This window comes from Bradyrhizobium sp. STM 3566, assembly GCF_045571445.1.
In the GTDB taxonomy this organism is placed as follows: Bacteria; Pseudomonadota; Alphaproteobacteria; order Rhizobiales; family Xanthobacteraceae; genus Bradyrhizobium; species Bradyrhizobium vignae.
The window spans coordinates 3,550,497-3,564,407 of record NZ_CP120692.1; the positions used below are offsets into that span (position 1 = coordinate 3,550,497).

Consider the following 13,911-nt stretch of genomic DNA (forward strand, 5'->3'; position numbering starts at 1 on the left):
AGTCCCATGGCGCGGTACATATTCATCACCGGCGGCGTGGTTTCCTCGCTCGGCAAGGGTCTGGCTTCGGCGGCACTGGGTGCTCTGTTGCAGGCCCGGGGCTACAAGGTTCGCCTCCGCAAGCTCGACCCCTATCTCAACCTCGATCCCGGAACGATGTCGCCGTATCAGCACGGCGAAGTGTTCGTGACCGACGACGGCGCGGAGACCGACCTCGATCTCGGTCACTACGAGCGCTTCACCGGCCGGCCGGCGACCAAGGCCGACAACATCACCACCGGGCGCATCTACCAGGACATCATCACCAAGGAGCGCCGCGGCGATTATCTCGGCGCGACCATCCAGGTGGTTCCGCACGTCACCAACGCGATCAAGGAATTCGTCCTCGACGGCAATGACGGCTACGACTTCGTGCTGGTGGAGATCGGCGGCACCGTCGGTGACATCGAGGGCCTGCCGTTCTTCGAGGCGATCCGCCAGCTCAAGAACGAGCTGCCGCGCGATCACGCCGTCTACATCCATCTGACGCTGCTGCCCTACATTCCGAGCGCCGGCGAATTGAAGACCAAGCCGACACAGCACTCGGTCAAGGAGCTGCGCTCGATCGGCATCCAGCCGGACATCCTGCTCTGCCGCACCGATCGCGCGATCCCGAAGGAAGAACGGCGCAAGCTCGGGCTGTTCTGCAACGTGCGCGAAAGCGCCGTGATCGAGGCGCGCGACGTCGACAACATCTATGCGGTGCCCGAGGCCTATCACAATGCGGGCCTCGACGATGAAGTGCTCGCCGCCTTCGGCATCGCCTCGCGGATTCCGCCGGAGCTGCGCAGCTGGCAAGAGATCAACGAGCGCATCCGCAACCCCGAGGGCAACGTCACCATCGCCATCGTCGGCAAATACACCGGCATGAAGGATGCGTATAAGTCGCTGATCGAGGCGCTCTCGCATGGCGGCATCGCCAACAAGGTGAAGGTCAACCTCGACTGGATCGAGAGCGAGATCTTCGAAAAGGAAGATCCGGCGCCGTTCCTCGAGCACGTCAACGGCATCCTGGTGCCCGGCGGTTTCGGTCAGCGCGGCGCCGAAGGCAAGATCAAGGCGGCGCAGTTCGCGCGTGAGCGCGACGTGCCGTATTTCGGCATCTGCTTCGGCATGCAGATGGCGGTGATCGAGGCTGCGCGAAACCTCGTCGGCATCGAGGACGCCAACTCCACCGAGTTCGGCCCGACCAAGGAACCCTTGGTCGGTCTGATGACGGAATGGCTGCGCGGCAACGAGCTCGAGAAGCGCTCGCAGGCCGGCGACCTCGGCGGCACGATGCGCCTCGGCGCCTATCCGGCAACGCTCAACCGCGGCAGCCGCGTCTCGCAGGTCTATGGCGGCGCGACCGAGATCTCCGAGCGTCACCGCCATCGCTACGAAGTCAACACCGCCTACAAGGATCGCCTCGAGCAGCACGGGCTGAAATTCTCGGGCCTGTCGCCCGACGGCGTGCTGCCTGAAATCGTCGAGTACGAGGATCATCCCTGGTTCATCGGGGTCCAGTTCCATCCCGAGCTGAAGTCGCGCCCCTTCGAGCCGCATCCGCTGTTCGCCTCGTTCATTCAGGCGGCGGTGGTGCAGTCGCGGCTGGTCTGACGGCTCAGCGCGCGGCGGAATAGTCGCGCGCGTGATGCATCGGCCCCAACGGGGCCCGCGCTGACGGTTCAGGCGCAACCGATCCCGTGATCAGCTTCATCTGTGGTCGCCGCGTCAGCCTGTAGACGGCCGCGGGCGGCACGTTCAGCAAGGCGCGATCCACCAGCCTTGCGCGCAGGCCCAGCCGGTCGAGCACGGGCCGCGGTACCGGGCAGCTCATGCCATAGGTGAACTGGTAGAAGGCGCCGCCGGGGCGGACATAGCTGAACGCGCCGCTGAGGATCGAGATGACCTTGCGCCTGCTCATGTTGAGCAGCGGCAGGCCGCTCACGACCGCGCCGACGGGGGCGCCGTCATAGAGGCGGTCGGTCGTCAGCCGCGCCGCGTCCATCCACAGCACGCGTGCGCCGGGAAAGCGCAGTTGCAGGAGCTTCATGAAGTCGGAGCCGTATTCGACCAGCGTGAGATCCTGCGGCCGCACGCCGCGTTTGAGCAGCTTGTAGGTGAAGGCGCCGGTGCCGGGCCCAAGCTCGAGAATCGGCCCCGTCGATGCGCTGATCTCGCGCGTGATGAGATCGGCGAGCGCCGCACTCGATGGTGCGACAGCGCCGACCCGACGCGGGGACGACATCCAGGACAGGAAGAAGGAAAGGAAATCGTTGGGCATGCGCACTCCGGCATCTTCGTTTGCACCTGCTGAGATCACAGGTGAGACGGATGCAGTGTTGCGGAGGCGCATTGCGACAGCATTGCGCCGCTAGAGGCGCATGCGGATTGAATCAACTCTGTCGGACCGGCGGCAACGTCATCCGGAAACAGGCGCCGCCCTCCGCTCCGTCCGGCACCGAAACGTGGCCGCCATGCAGCTGCACGATCTCGCGCACCATGTTGAGGCCGAGGCCGGCACCGCGATCGAGCGGCGCGAGCCGATAGAACGGCTCGAAGATCTGCTCGCGCTGATCGGCGGGAATGCCGGCGCCTTCATCGGTGACCTCGATATTTGCGGGCCTGCCGACGCGAATCCCGATCGTGCCGCGGCGAGGACCGTGCTGGATCGCATTCTGCACGAGATTGGTCAGTGCGCGCTCCAGGGCCGCCGCATCGCCGATCGTCTCGACCGGTGTCGAGGGCGCATCGAGCGCCAGCTCGTAGCCGGCGGCAATCGCCAGCGGCGCTAGGTCGGCGGCGACGCTTTGCGCAACGGCAACCAGATTGACGCGCGTGAAGGGATGGCCGCAGCGGTCGAGCCGCTGGATATCGAGCAATTGCTCGGCAAGAGTCGCCAGCCGCGCCGCATCCTCCAGCAGGCGATTCTTGTCCGGCCCAGGGGCAAGTGACTCCAGGCGCGTGTTCAGGATTGCGATCGGCGTGCGCAGCTCATGTGCGGCGTCCGCGACGAAGCGCTTGTGGCGGGCATAGCCCTGGTCGAGCCGGGCCAGCGCGTCGTTGATCGCGGTCACGAGGGGCACGACTTCGAGCGGAATCCGCTCCACCGGGAGCCGCGCGCCGCGTTGGTGGATGTCGATGCGCCGCGCCTCGTCCGCCGCGATATCGAGTCCTCCGAAGGCGCGCCGCACGATCATCGGCGTCGCGATGAACGTCGCCGTTCCCATCAGGAGCAGGCCGGGCAGGGCGATGCCGAGGAACGCAAGGGACGTCATGAACAGCGCCTTGGCGCCGGTCAGGCGTCCTTGTGTCGCCGTGATGACCTGCACGTTGCCCGCATCAGTGTCGACCCGCTTCATGCGCGCCGCCGGCTTGCGCGGATCGTCCTCGAACAACTGCCAACCGAGCCGCGCCTGGCTGATCCGGTCGAGACCTCCGCCGATCGCGGCGAATTCGGCCGGCACGGCGCCTTCGGTGAGGGAGCGTCCCTCCCGGTCGCGTACCAGGAACCAGAGGTCGGGTGTCTCGCTGCGCAACTGCTGCAGTTCGGCCGTTGACCGCAAGGCCAATCCACCTTGCGCATCGCGCGTGAGCGCACGCTGCACGACATCGATGACGCGGTCCTCATCGCGCGGCGCCAGCACGAAGCCGGAGGCGCAAAGCCCGGTGAGAACGACTGCAAGCAGCGCGACGAGGATGACCGCCTGAAGCGAGAGCAGGCGCCAGCTCAGCCGCGAGCGTAGGCAATAGGGATCGTCGTGTTTGCTCATGGCAACTTCTTGAGGAGATAGCCGACGCCGCGAATGCCGTGGATCTCGATACCCGCGTCGGCTTCCGCGAGCTTTCGCCGCAGCCGCGAGACATGCGTGTCGAGTGCGTTGGACTGGATCTCGTCGTCGAAATTGTAGACCGCCTCTTCCAGCGCCGAGCGCAGCACGGTCCGGCCCATGCGGCGAAGCAACGCTTCGAGCACCAGGAGCTCGCGGCGGGGCAACTCGAACGGCTCGCCGTCGATGCTGGCTTCGCGATGGCCGACATCGAACGCGAGGCGGCCGGCACGGATGATTTCGGGGGAGAGGCCCGCAGGCCGCCGCAGCACTGCACGCAGCCGCGCCAGCAGCTCCTCGACTGCAAACGGTTTTGCCAGATAGTCATCGGCGCCGCCGTCGAGGCCGGCGATGCGGTCGGCGAGCTCCCCGCGCGCAGTCAGGACGATGATGGGCACGCCGTCGGCACGCGCGCGGAGCTTGGGGATCAAGGCGAGGCCATCGCCGTCAGGAAGCTGGCGGTCGAGCAGGACGGCGGCATGGACGTCGGCGGAAATGGCTTCCTCCGCCTCGGCGAGCGTCGGAGCATGATCCACCACCATGTCATAGCGCTTCAGCGCCGAAGCCAGCGCGCCGGCCATTTCCGCTTCATCCTCGACCAGCAAAATCCGCATGTAAGGGCACCTGAACCGCATCTGACGCCTTTGTAGCGGCCCGATCATTGCGGCAGCATTGCGGGAGTCCGGCCCTGCGGCGGAAGCTCAAGCCATGCGCAGAACGCCACAGGGGCGGACGGGCAGGGCTCAAGACACCGTCGGGACCAACCGCTATAACCGCCGGACCTGTTCAGGGAGGCCGTGAATGATCTACGAAATGCGCGTCTACCGCTGCGTCCCCGGTCGCCTGCCGGCGCTCTTGAAGCGGTTCGAGACCGCCACGCTGAAGATCTGGGAGAAGCACGGCATCAAGCAGGCCGGCTTCTTCACGACGCTGATCGGTGAATCCAACCAGGAGCTGACCTATTTCCTGGCCTGGGACTCGCTCGCCGAGCGCGAGAAGAAGTGGGGCGCGTTCATGACCGACCCGGACTGGCTCGAGGCGCGGGCGAAATCGGAAGCGGACGGCCAGATCGTGGGCAACATCGTCAGCCAGATCCTGGCGCCGACCGCCTTCTCGGCGGTGAAGTAGCGATCACTGGCGCGGCGGGAACCATGGCGCAACCCTGATATTCGAGCGGCCCGGGCGGAAGAGGGTTGATCCGACCCTCATGGCGGCTATGGTCGCGCCGAAATGAGGGATTTGCCTTGAGCTCTTCAAATTCAGCGGCGCCGGTCGTCACCATTGGCACGGTCAAATTCGGCAATGATCTGCCGATCTCGGTGATTGCCGGGCCGTGCCAGCTCGAGAGCCGCCAGCATGCGCTGGAGGTCGCGTCCGCGCTGAAGGAGATCGCCGCGCGGCTGAACATCGGCCTCGTCTACAAAACCTCGTTCGACAAGGCCAACCGCACCAGCGCGGCTGCAGCGCGCGGCTTGGGCTTAGCGCAGTCGCTGCCGATCTTCGCGGAGATCCGATCCTCGTTCGGTTTGCCGGTGCTGACCGACGTGCACGAAGCCGCGCAATGCGCAGACGTGGCGCAGGCGGTGGACGTCTTGCAGATCCCGGCCTTCCTGTGCCGGCAGACCGATCTCCTTTTGGCGGCGGCCGCAACCGGCAAGGTCGTCAACGTCAAGAAGGGCCAGTTCCTGGCTCCCTGGGACATGGCCAATGTCGTCACCAAGCTCACGAGCGCTGGCAATCCCAACGTGCTCGTCACCGAGCGCGGTGCCTCATTCGGCTACAATACGCTGGTCTCCGACATGCGCGCACTGCCGATCTTGGCGCGCACCACCGGCGCGCCCGTGATCTTCGACGCCACCCATTCGGTGCAGCAGCCGGGCGGGAAAGGGACCTCGTCTGGCGGCGAGCGCGAATTCGTGCCCGTGCTGGCGCGCGCGGCTGTCGCGGTCGGCGTCGCCGGCGTCTTCATCGAGACCCATCCTGACCCTGATCACGCGCCCTCGGACGGACCCAACATGGTGCCGCTGCGCGAATTCGAGGGACTGATCGCCAGGCTGATGGCGTTCGACGCGCTCGCAAAGAATCCGCGCTGATGCAGCAAGGCGAGGCGCGGCCGCACGATCCCGGCTTGCCGACAGCACTCTACGTCATCTCAGGCGCAAGCTTCGCCGCGGCGCTGTCGGCACGCGCGCTCGATCCGGTGCTGCCGCACGTCGCCGAGGATTTTAGCGTGAGCATCGCGACCGCCGCCGGCTTTGCCGCGGTGTTCGCCTTCACCTTCTCCATCATCCAGCCGATCATCGGCGCCGCCGCCGACCTGTTCGGCAAGACGCGGCTGATGATCGGTTGCCTCGCGCTGCTCGGCCTTGCCAACATCCTGGGTGCGCTCTCAAGCTCGTTCTCATTGCTGTTCGTCACCCGCATCCTCGCGGGCATCGGCTCCGGAGGCGTGTTTCCGGTGGCGCTCAGCCTCACCAGCGATCTCGTCGGGCCCGAAAAACGCCAGGTCGCGATCAGCCGCACGCTGGCAGGCGCCATGACTGGAAATCTGCTGGGCGCCTCGGCCTCCGGCCTGATCGGCGATTTCCTCGGCTGGCGCGGCGTGCTCGCGGTGCTGGGTGCGCTCGTGATCGTCGCCTCGATCGCCGTTGCGGCCGGCTTCCACGGCGCCAAGGTCGAGCATCCGCCGAAGACGAGCCTTTCGGCGCTCAAGGCCGGCTACCGCACCATCTTCACCAATCCGAACGCCTATGTCTGCTATTCGGCGGTGTTCATCGAAGGCTGCTGCGTGCTCGGCCTGTTTCCCTACATCGCGTCGTTCCTGTTCGAGCTCGGTCAGACCTCGCTCTCGATCGCCGGCATCGTCATCGCCGGCTTTGCGGTCGGCGGCCTGTTCTACACGCTGACGGTGTCACGGCTGCTGCCGCGGCTCGGTATGAAGGGCATGATGATCGCCGGCATGACGCTGGTCGCCTCGCAGCTCATAGCCGTCGCTTTCGGCCTACGCTGGGAAGTGCAGGCGCTGAATCTCATCGTGATGGGATGGGGCTTCTACATCGCGCATGGCTGTCTTCAGGTCTTCGCCAGCGAGCTCTCGGTCGAGGCTCGCGCCACCGCGATGTCGCTGCATTCGTTCTTCTTCTTCATGGGCCAGACCGTGGGGCCACTCGCCTATGGCTTCGGCCTTCAGCACGCCGGCAAGATGCCGACCCTGTTCGCGAGCGCAGGGATCATGGTGGTGCTGGGCTTCGTCTGCGCCCGGCTGCTGAAGCAGCGGGCGCCGTCCGACGCGCGCTGAGGCATGGATGCTCGTTCCCCGGATGCAGTGCAGCGCGCCGCTGATCCGGGGTCCATAACGGCACTGGGCCCGGCTCAGCGGAGCAGTGCTTCACGCTGTGCAGCGTCCCGGACAAGAGAGGCTAAAGCATGATCCGGAAAAGTGCGAAGCGGTTTTCCGGAAAGATCATGCGTAAACAACAAGCTAAAGCGCGATGACGATTCATCCAAATCTCATCGCGCTTTAGCCCCGCCCGCGATAAGGCGCGACGCCTTGCTCGGGCACCCACAGGCCCTTCGGCACGCGGCCGGTCTGCCAGAACACGTCGATCGGGATGCCGCCACGCGGATACCAATAGCCGCCGATGCGCAGCCATTTCGGCTTGATCTCCGAGGCGATGCGCTTGCCGATCATCACGGTGCAGTCTTCGTGGAAGGCGCCGTGATTGCGAAAGCTCGCGATGTAGAGCTTGAGCGATTTCGATTCCAGCAGCCACGCGCCCGGCGCGTAGTCGATCATCAGATGCGCGAAATCCGGCTGGCCCGTGACCGGGCAGAGCGAGGTGAATTCCGGCACCGTGAAGCGCACCAGGTAATCGGTGCCCTTTTGCGGATTGGGCACGCGGTCGAGCTGGGCTTCTTCCGGTGTGTGCGGCCACTCGACCGCGCGGCCGAGCTGGAGGGATTTTTTCGCCATCATCGTCATCCTTTGCGGATGCCGGGATGGACGCAAATGCCGCTGCCGTCAACCGGCGGCAATCGTCTGGATCAGCACGATGCGGTCGTTGCCGGACTCGCAGCCCCAAAGCTCGCCCGGACGGCCGTCCAGCTGGCGCACATTGGCGTTGGGCTTGTCGCTGGCGAAGACGTTGAACTTTTCAGTAGCGGGATCGAAGCGCACGATGGCGTTGGCGGAAAAATCCGTCAGCCAGACCTTGTCCTTGTCGTCGACAAAGACAGCGTAGGCGCGGGGGCGTTCGCCCGGCAGCTTCCATGTCTTCCACGAGCCGTCGGCGGGATCGTGCACCGAGACATGCCCGCTGTTCCACTCGCTGACCCAGATCCGGCTCCTTGAATCCGACCAGACGCGCCGTGAGCCCGCATTCGGCGTCGGCGGCTGCACGACGCCGGCGCTGCCGGTCGCAAGATCGATCTTGGCGATGTAGCTGCCGGCAAGCGAGGCGTACCAGATGTCGCCCTTGGGCGTCACGGTGATGCCATAGGGTCCGATCCCCTTTGGCGCCTTGAACACCGTCATCTCGCCGGATTTCGGCGCAAGCCGCCCGTAATAGCCGGACTGTCCGGTGAACCAGTAGGTGCCGTCCTTGTCGAACACGCCGGTGTTGAGATTGGCGGACGCGAACTTTTCCGGGAGGCGAAACAGCGTCACCTTGAGATCGCCGGGGTCGACCCGCGCGATCGCGTTTTGGCCGCCTTCGGTAATCCAGGGTGCGCCGTCGGGCCCGATGGTTACGCCGTGCGGGGCAGCGCCCTGGCCGAGGCTGACCGTCTTGAAACTGCCATCTCGCGGATCGAGCCTGCCGAGCAGGCCCTTGCCCTGCGCCGTGAACCAAACCGTGCCGTCAGGGGCGGGCGTGAGATCGTGCAGGCCGATGCCGGGGCTGATAGGATAATATTTTGTTCGGAACGGGGCTTCCTGCGCAAAACCTGGGCGGATCGCGAGCAGGGCGGCACTCGAAGCAAGAAACTGGCGGCGATTCATGGCGTTACCCCGACTGTTTCAGATTGAGGTTGGACGCGCGGACCAGATGCGGTCGAGCATAAGCTGAGCCGCTTCACGCGTCAGTCGAGGAGGCTCGTCCAAGCGTTCACATTTGCTTGCAGCCCGTGTAAGACCCGCGGCACCGATCAGCCCTAACGAACGGAAGTGGACATCATGACCGCCATCATCGACATCATCGGCCGCGAAATTCTCGATAGCCGGGGCAATCCCACCGTCGAGGTCGATGTCGTGCTGGAGGATGGTGCGCTCGGCCGCGCCGCGGTGCCGTCCGGCGCCTCCACCGGCGCGCACGAGGCGGTGGAACTGCGCGACGGCGACAAGGCCCGCTATCTCGGCAAGGGCGTGACCAAGGCGGTCGGCGCCGTCAACGGGGAGATCTTCGAGGCCCTGAGTGGCCTCGATGTCGAGCAGCAGGCCCAGATCGACCAGATCATGATCGACCTCGACGGCACGCCGAACAAGAGCCGGCTGGGCGCCAACGCCATCCTCGGCGTCTCGCTCGCCTGCGCCAAGGCGGCCGCGAACTCGCTCGACATGCCGCTCTACCGTTATGTCGGCGGCACCTCGGCGCGCCTCCTGCCGGTGCCGATGATGAACATCATCAATGGCGGCGTGCATGCCGACAATCCGATCGACTTCCAGGAGTTCATGATCCTTCCGGTCGGCGCATCCTCTTTCGCCGAAGGCCTGCGTTACGGCGCGGAGGTGTTCCACACGCTGAAGTCCGAATTGAAGAAGGCCGGCCACAACACCAATGTCGGCGACGAGGGCGGCTTTGCCCCGAACCTGCCGTCGGCCGACGCCGCGCTCGACTTCGTCATGAACGCGATCGGCAAGGCCGGCTTCAAGGCGGGCTCCGACATCGTGCTCGGCCTCGACTGCGCCTCGACCGAGTTCTTCAAGGACGGCAAGTATGCCTATGAAGGTGAGGGCAAGACTCGTTCGATCTCGGAGCAGGCGAAGTATCTTGCAGACTTGGTCGCGCGCTATCCGATCGTGACCATCGAGGACGGCATGTCGGAAGACGATATGGACGGCTGGAAGGAGCTTACCGACCTCATCGGCAAGAAGTGCCAGCTGGTCGGCGACGACCTGTTCGTCACCAACGTCAAGCGCCTCGCCGAAGGCATCAAGGCCGGGCGCGCCAACTCGATCCTGATCAAGGTCAACCAGATCGGCACGCTGACCGAGACGCTGGCCGCCGTCGAAATGGCGCACAAGGCCGGCTACACCTCGGTGATGTCGCACCGCTCCGGCGAGACCGAGGATTCCACCATCGCCGACCTCGCAGTCGCCACCAATTGCGGTCAGATCAAGACCGGCTCCCTTGCGCGCGCCGACCGCACCGCCAAATACAACCAGCTCCTGCGCATCGAGCAGCAGCTCGGCAAGCAGGCGCTCTACGGCGGCAAGACGGCACTGAAGGCGCTGGCATAAGCCGGCGCTTCAACACGGACAGGGGAGGATCGACATGAGCGACGGCAAGACCGGACTGCAGTTGCGTTCGCTGCTCAAAAAGAGTGGCGAGCTGGAATTGTCTCTCGTGAATGTCCCGACGCCGGAGCCGGCCGACGATGAGGTCGTGGTTCGCGTCGAAGCCTCCCCGATCAACCCCTCAGATCTCGGACTTCTGATCGGGCCGGCCGACATGTCGGCCGCCCAGGCCTCCGGCACGAAGGAGATGCCGGTCATCACCGCCAAGATGCCGGAGGCGGCGATGCGGATGATGGCGGCCAGGTTCGATCAGTCATTGCCGGTCGGCAACGAGGGCGCCGGTACGGTGATCCAGACCGGATCGTCCGATGCCGCGAAAGCGCTGATGGGCAAGACGGTGTCGATGATCGGCGGTGCGATGTACACGCAATATCGCGTGCTCAAGGTCCGCGATGTCATGGAGCTGCCGGCGGGCACCACGGCCGTGGACGGTGCGTCCTGGTTCGTCAATCCGCTGACTGCGCTCGGCATGACCGAGACGATGCGGCGGGAGAACCACAAGGCGCTCGTGCACACGGCCGCCGCCTCCAATCTCGGCCAGATGCTCAACAAGATCTGCATCAAGGACGGCATCGGCCTCGTCAACATCGTCAGGAGCAAGGAGCAGGCCGACATCCTGCATAAGATCGGCGCCAAATATGTCGTGGATTCCAGCGCGCCTGGTTTCATGGACGATCTCACCAATGCACTTGTCGAGACCGGCGCCACCATCGCCTTCGATGCCATCGGCGGCGGCAAGCTGGCGGGCCAGATCCTGACCGCGATGGAAATTGCAGCCAACAAGACTGCGAAGGAATACAGCCGATACGGCTCCAACGTGTACAAGCAGGTCTACATCTATGGCAGCCTCGACACGCGCCCGACGGAGCTGAGCCGCTCGTTCGGGCTGAGCTGGGGCGTGGGCGGCTGGCTGCTCACGCCGTTTCTTCAGAAGATCGGTCCGGCCGAGGTGGGCCGCCTGCGCCAGCGCGTGGCGTCCGAGCTGAAGACCACGTTCGCCAGCCACTACACCAAGGTGGTCTCGCTTGCCGAGGCGCTCGATCTCGCCAACGTCGCGGTGTACGCCAAACGCGCCACCGGCGAAAAATTCCTCATCAACCCAAACAAATAATGGTGACGGGCGACGGCACGTCACCGAAGGAAAGTCTTGCCTTCTGAGCGAGGCGGGAGATTATTCCGCCGCCATTTGAAGCGGAAAACCGCTAGGCGCTCAGAAGGGACATTTCCATGACCGATCTCAATCGTCGTCACCTGCTCGCAGGCGCCGCCGCCATGGGTGCGGCTGCCGTGACCGGGCTTCGCCCAACCGTTGCCAATGCCGCAGTGCCGCAAGCCGGCACGCAGGCCCCGGGCTTCTACCGCTACAAGGTTGGCAGCTTCGAATGCACTTCGATCAACGACGGCGCGCGCACCTTCCCGATGCCGGACAAGTTCGTCGTCAACGTGCCGAAGGAAGAAGCCGCAGCAGCCGGCGAGGCGGCCTACATGCCGAAGGGCATGGTCACGGTGCCGTTCAACCCGCAGCTCGTCAACACCGGCTCCAAGTTGGTGCTGATCGATACCGGCAACGGCGTCGCCAATCTCGAGCCGAGCAAGGGTGCGGTCGGCCGCACGCTGCAAAACCTGCAGGCCGCCGGTGTCGACCCCAAGAACGTCGATATCGTGCTGCTGTCGCATCTGCACCCTGACCACACCAACGGCATCCGTTTGGCCGACGGCGGGCTGGCCTTCCCGAATGCGGAGATCATGGTGCCGGGCAAGGACTGGGAGTTCTGGACCAGCGAGGACAACGCCGCCAAGGCCGAGTCCAATCCGATGATGAAGAACTACTTCGCCAACGTGAAGAAGACCTTTGCCGGCCTTGAATCCAAGGTCACCAAGTACGAGTGGGGCAAGGAGGTCGCGCCCGGCATCACCTCGATCGCGACGCCGGGTCACACGCCCGGCCACACCTCCTTCGCGGTCGCATCTGGCGATGCCAAGGTGCTGATTCAGTCCGACGTCACCAACATCCCGGAATTCTTCCTGCGCAATCCGGACTGGCACGTGATGTTCGACACCGATCCCGCGCTGGCGCAGGCGACGCGCCACAAGTTCTACGACATGGCGGCGGCGGAGAAGGCCACCGTGATCGGCTTCCACTTCACCTTCCCATCGGTCGGCCATGTCGAGAAGGACGGCGCCAAATATCGCCTGATCCCGTCGGCGTGGAATCCGACGATCTGACCGCGGTTGAACCCTGGTGCGAAAGGTCGGGCCGCCGCTTGGCGGCCCGATTGCTTCGGATCGCTTCCGCCGGAATGGGGACCAATTTCCAGAAACACAGCGTTTCCAAATCAAGCCAGTTCATGCACTTGCATCTATTGGCCCTGATGATTTAAGTGCTTTCGCGGCATTCCCGCTCAAGCTCTCAAGGACACTCAATGGCCTACAACATCGTCACGATCGCCGGCAGCCTGCGCAAGGACGGTTTCTCGCTCAAGATCGCCAATGCGCTCGCCAAGCTCGCGCCTGGCTCGCTCAAGCTCGAGGTGATCACGCCGGCGGGCATCTCGTTCTTCAACCAGGACCTCGAGGGCGCGCCGCCCGCGGACTGGCTCGCATTCCGCGAGAAGCTCCAGAAGTCGAACGGCGTCCTGTTCGTCACACCCGAGTACAACCGCTCGATCCCGGGCGCTCTCAAGAACGCCATCGACGTCGCCTCGCGGCCCTATGGCAAGAGCTCGTTGCTCGGCAAGCCGGTCGGCATCATCTCCAACTCGCCGGGGCCACTCGGCGGCGTCAGCGCGGCCAAGCATCTGCAGAACATCCTGCCGGGCATCTCCGGTCCGGTTCTCCAGCAGCCGGAAATCTATCTCAACGGCGTCGGCGACGCCTTCGATGCGGACGGCAACCTGACCAAGGATTCCCTCAAGACCGTGCTGCAGCAGTACATCGATGCTTTCGCCGCGCATGTGGCGAAGAATCAGGGCTGAGCACTCACTCTCTCCGTCAAGGCCGGGCTTGTCCCGGCCGTCCACGTTCTTGGGGCAATTAGCACTCCCTTAACCAACCTGTCCCATCTTCCCGGGATGGTCTCCCGCGCCCGCCTGAAATCGATCCTGACCGGTCTTGCCCTCTATGCGATGGCGGCGGCGATCGTCGGCTATTTCGGCGTCAACGCCTATACCGGCAAATACGGCCTCAACGCCCGCCAGGAGCTCGATCAGGAGATCATCGCACTGACCAGCGAGCTGGCCCAGCTCAAGCGTGAGCGCGCCAGGAGCGAGCAGCGGGTGTCGCTGCTGCGGTCCGAGAAGATCGACCCGGACATGCTGGACGAGCGGGCGCGCTTCCAGCTCGACTATGTCAATCCGCGCGATCTCGTTCGGATGATCCCGGCGAACTAAAGCGCGACGAGATTTGGATGAATCGTCATCGCGCTTTAGCTTGTTGTTTACGCATGATCTTTCCGGAAAACCGCTTCGCACTTTTCCTGATCATGTTTTAGCGTATCCGCAGCTTTCGAAACCGCCACCGAAAGCCGCTGAACCGATCCCGTGCTCT

General features: G+C 64.6%; 14 protein-coding genes. 9 read left to right on the top strand and 5 right to left on the bottom strand.

Features of this window, described 5'->3' with window-relative positions; all coding sequences use genetic code 11:
• The first annotated feature begins 6 nt into the window (after window positions 1–6).
• Window positions 7–1,638 carry a CTP synthase gene (locus P6U27_RS17045; RefSeq protein ID WP_122403087.1) on the top strand — a complete coding sequence of 544 codons (1,632 nt, stop codon included), beginning with the start codon at window positions 7–9 and terminating at the stop codon, window positions 1,636–1,638.
• Between the two features lie 4 nt (window positions 1,639–1,642).
• Here the strand turns inward: P6U27_RS17045 and P6U27_RS17050 are convergent, their stop codons facing one another.
• The 3 genes from P6U27_RS17050 to P6U27_RS17060 form a co-directional block, all read right to left on the bottom strand.
• A complete protein-coding gene (locus P6U27_RS17050; protein WP_162500263.1) occupies window positions 1,643–2,305 on the bottom strand; it encodes a class I SAM-dependent methyltransferase in 663 nt (220 codons plus the stop codon).
• Window positions 2,306–2,417: 112 nt separating this feature from the next.
• Window positions 2,418–3,794 (bottom strand): sensor histidine kinase, encoded by a 1,377-nt coding sequence (locus P6U27_RS17055; protein ID WP_407194318.1) that lies wholly within the window; start codon window positions 3,792–3,794, stop codon window positions 2,418–2,420.
• A complete protein-coding gene (locus P6U27_RS17060; protein ID WP_122403090.1) occupies window positions 3,791–4,465 on the bottom strand; it encodes a response regulator transcription factor in 675 nt (224 codons plus the stop codon). The genes P6U27_RS17055 and P6U27_RS17060 overlap by 4 nt, the downstream gene beginning before the upstream one ends.
• 187 nt (window positions 4,466–4,652) lie before the next feature.
• On the opposite strand from P6U27_RS17060, the gene P6U27_RS17065 reads away from it, so the two are divergent.
• The 3 genes from P6U27_RS17065 (at window position 4,653) to P6U27_RS17075 (ending at window position 7,149) form a co-directional block, all read left to right on the top strand.
• Window positions 4,653–4,979 carry an NIPSNAP family protein gene (locus P6U27_RS17065; protein WP_122403091.1) on the top strand — a complete coding sequence of 109 codons (327 nt, stop codon included), beginning with the start codon at window positions 4,653–4,655 and terminating at the stop codon, window positions 4,977–4,979.
• A gap of 116 nt (window positions 4,980–5,095) precedes the next feature.
• Window positions 5,096–5,944 carry a 3-deoxy-8-phosphooctulonate synthase gene (gene kdsA, locus P6U27_RS17070; RefSeq protein WP_122403092.1) on the top strand — a complete coding sequence of 283 codons (849 nt, stop codon included), beginning with the start codon at window positions 5,096–5,098 and terminating at the stop codon, window positions 5,942–5,944.
• Window positions 5,944–7,149: an MFS transporter gene (locus P6U27_RS17075; RefSeq protein ID WP_122403093.1), complete on the top strand. Its 1,206-nt coding sequence runs from the start codon at window positions 5,944–5,946 to the stop codon at window positions 7,147–7,149. The genes kdsA and P6U27_RS17075 overlap by 1 nt, the downstream gene beginning before the upstream one ends.
• A gap of 222 nt (window positions 7,150–7,371) precedes the next feature.
• On the opposite strand, the gene queF is transcribed toward P6U27_RS17075, so the two are convergent.
• Complete coding sequence (gene queF, locus P6U27_RS17080; protein ID WP_122403094.1) at window positions 7,372–7,833, bottom strand: preQ(1) synthase; 462 nt, start codon at window positions 7,831–7,833, stop codon at window positions 7,372–7,374.
• 39 nt (window positions 7,834–7,872) lie between these two features.
• Window positions 7,873–8,850 (bottom strand): lyase, encoded by a 978-nt coding sequence (locus tag P6U27_RS17085; RefSeq protein WP_122403095.1) that lies wholly within the window; start codon window positions 8,848–8,850, stop codon window positions 7,873–7,875.
• 174 nt (window positions 8,851–9,024) lie between these two features.
• Here P6U27_RS17085 and eno point away from each other — a divergent pair, with 174 nt between their 5' ends.
• The 5 genes from eno to P6U27_RS17110 all read left to right on the top strand — a co-directional run bounded on the left by eno (window position 9,025) and on the right by P6U27_RS17110 (window position 13,754).
• Complete coding sequence (gene eno / locus P6U27_RS17090; protein ID WP_122406648.1) at window positions 9,025–10,308, top strand: phosphopyruvate hydratase; 1,284 nt, start codon at window positions 9,025–9,027, stop codon at window positions 10,306–10,308.
• Window positions 10,309–10,342: 34 nt separating this feature from the next.
• Window positions 10,343–11,476: a zinc-binding dehydrogenase gene (locus P6U27_RS17095; protein WP_122403096.1), complete on the top strand. Its 1,134-nt coding sequence runs from the start codon at window positions 10,343–10,345 to the stop codon at window positions 11,474–11,476.
• A 116-nt stretch (window positions 11,477–11,592) separates the two neighbouring features.
• Window positions 11,593–12,591, top strand: coding sequence for an MBL fold metallo-hydrolase (locus P6U27_RS17100; protein WP_122403097.1), 999 nt, complete (start codon window positions 11,593–11,595; stop codon window positions 12,589–12,591).
• Between the two features lie 197 nt (window positions 12,592–12,788).
• A complete protein-coding gene (locus tag P6U27_RS17105; RefSeq protein WP_122403098.1) occupies window positions 12,789–13,340 on the top strand; it encodes an NADPH-dependent FMN reductase in 552 nt (183 codons plus the stop codon).
• A 96-nt stretch (window positions 13,341–13,436) separates the two neighbouring features.
• On the top strand, window positions 13,437–13,754 hold the full coding sequence (locus tag P6U27_RS17110) for a septum formation initiator family protein (protein WP_122403099.1): 318 nt from the start codon (window positions 13,437–13,439) through the stop codon (window positions 13,752–13,754).
• Window positions 13,755–13,911 lie beyond the last annotated feature (157 nt).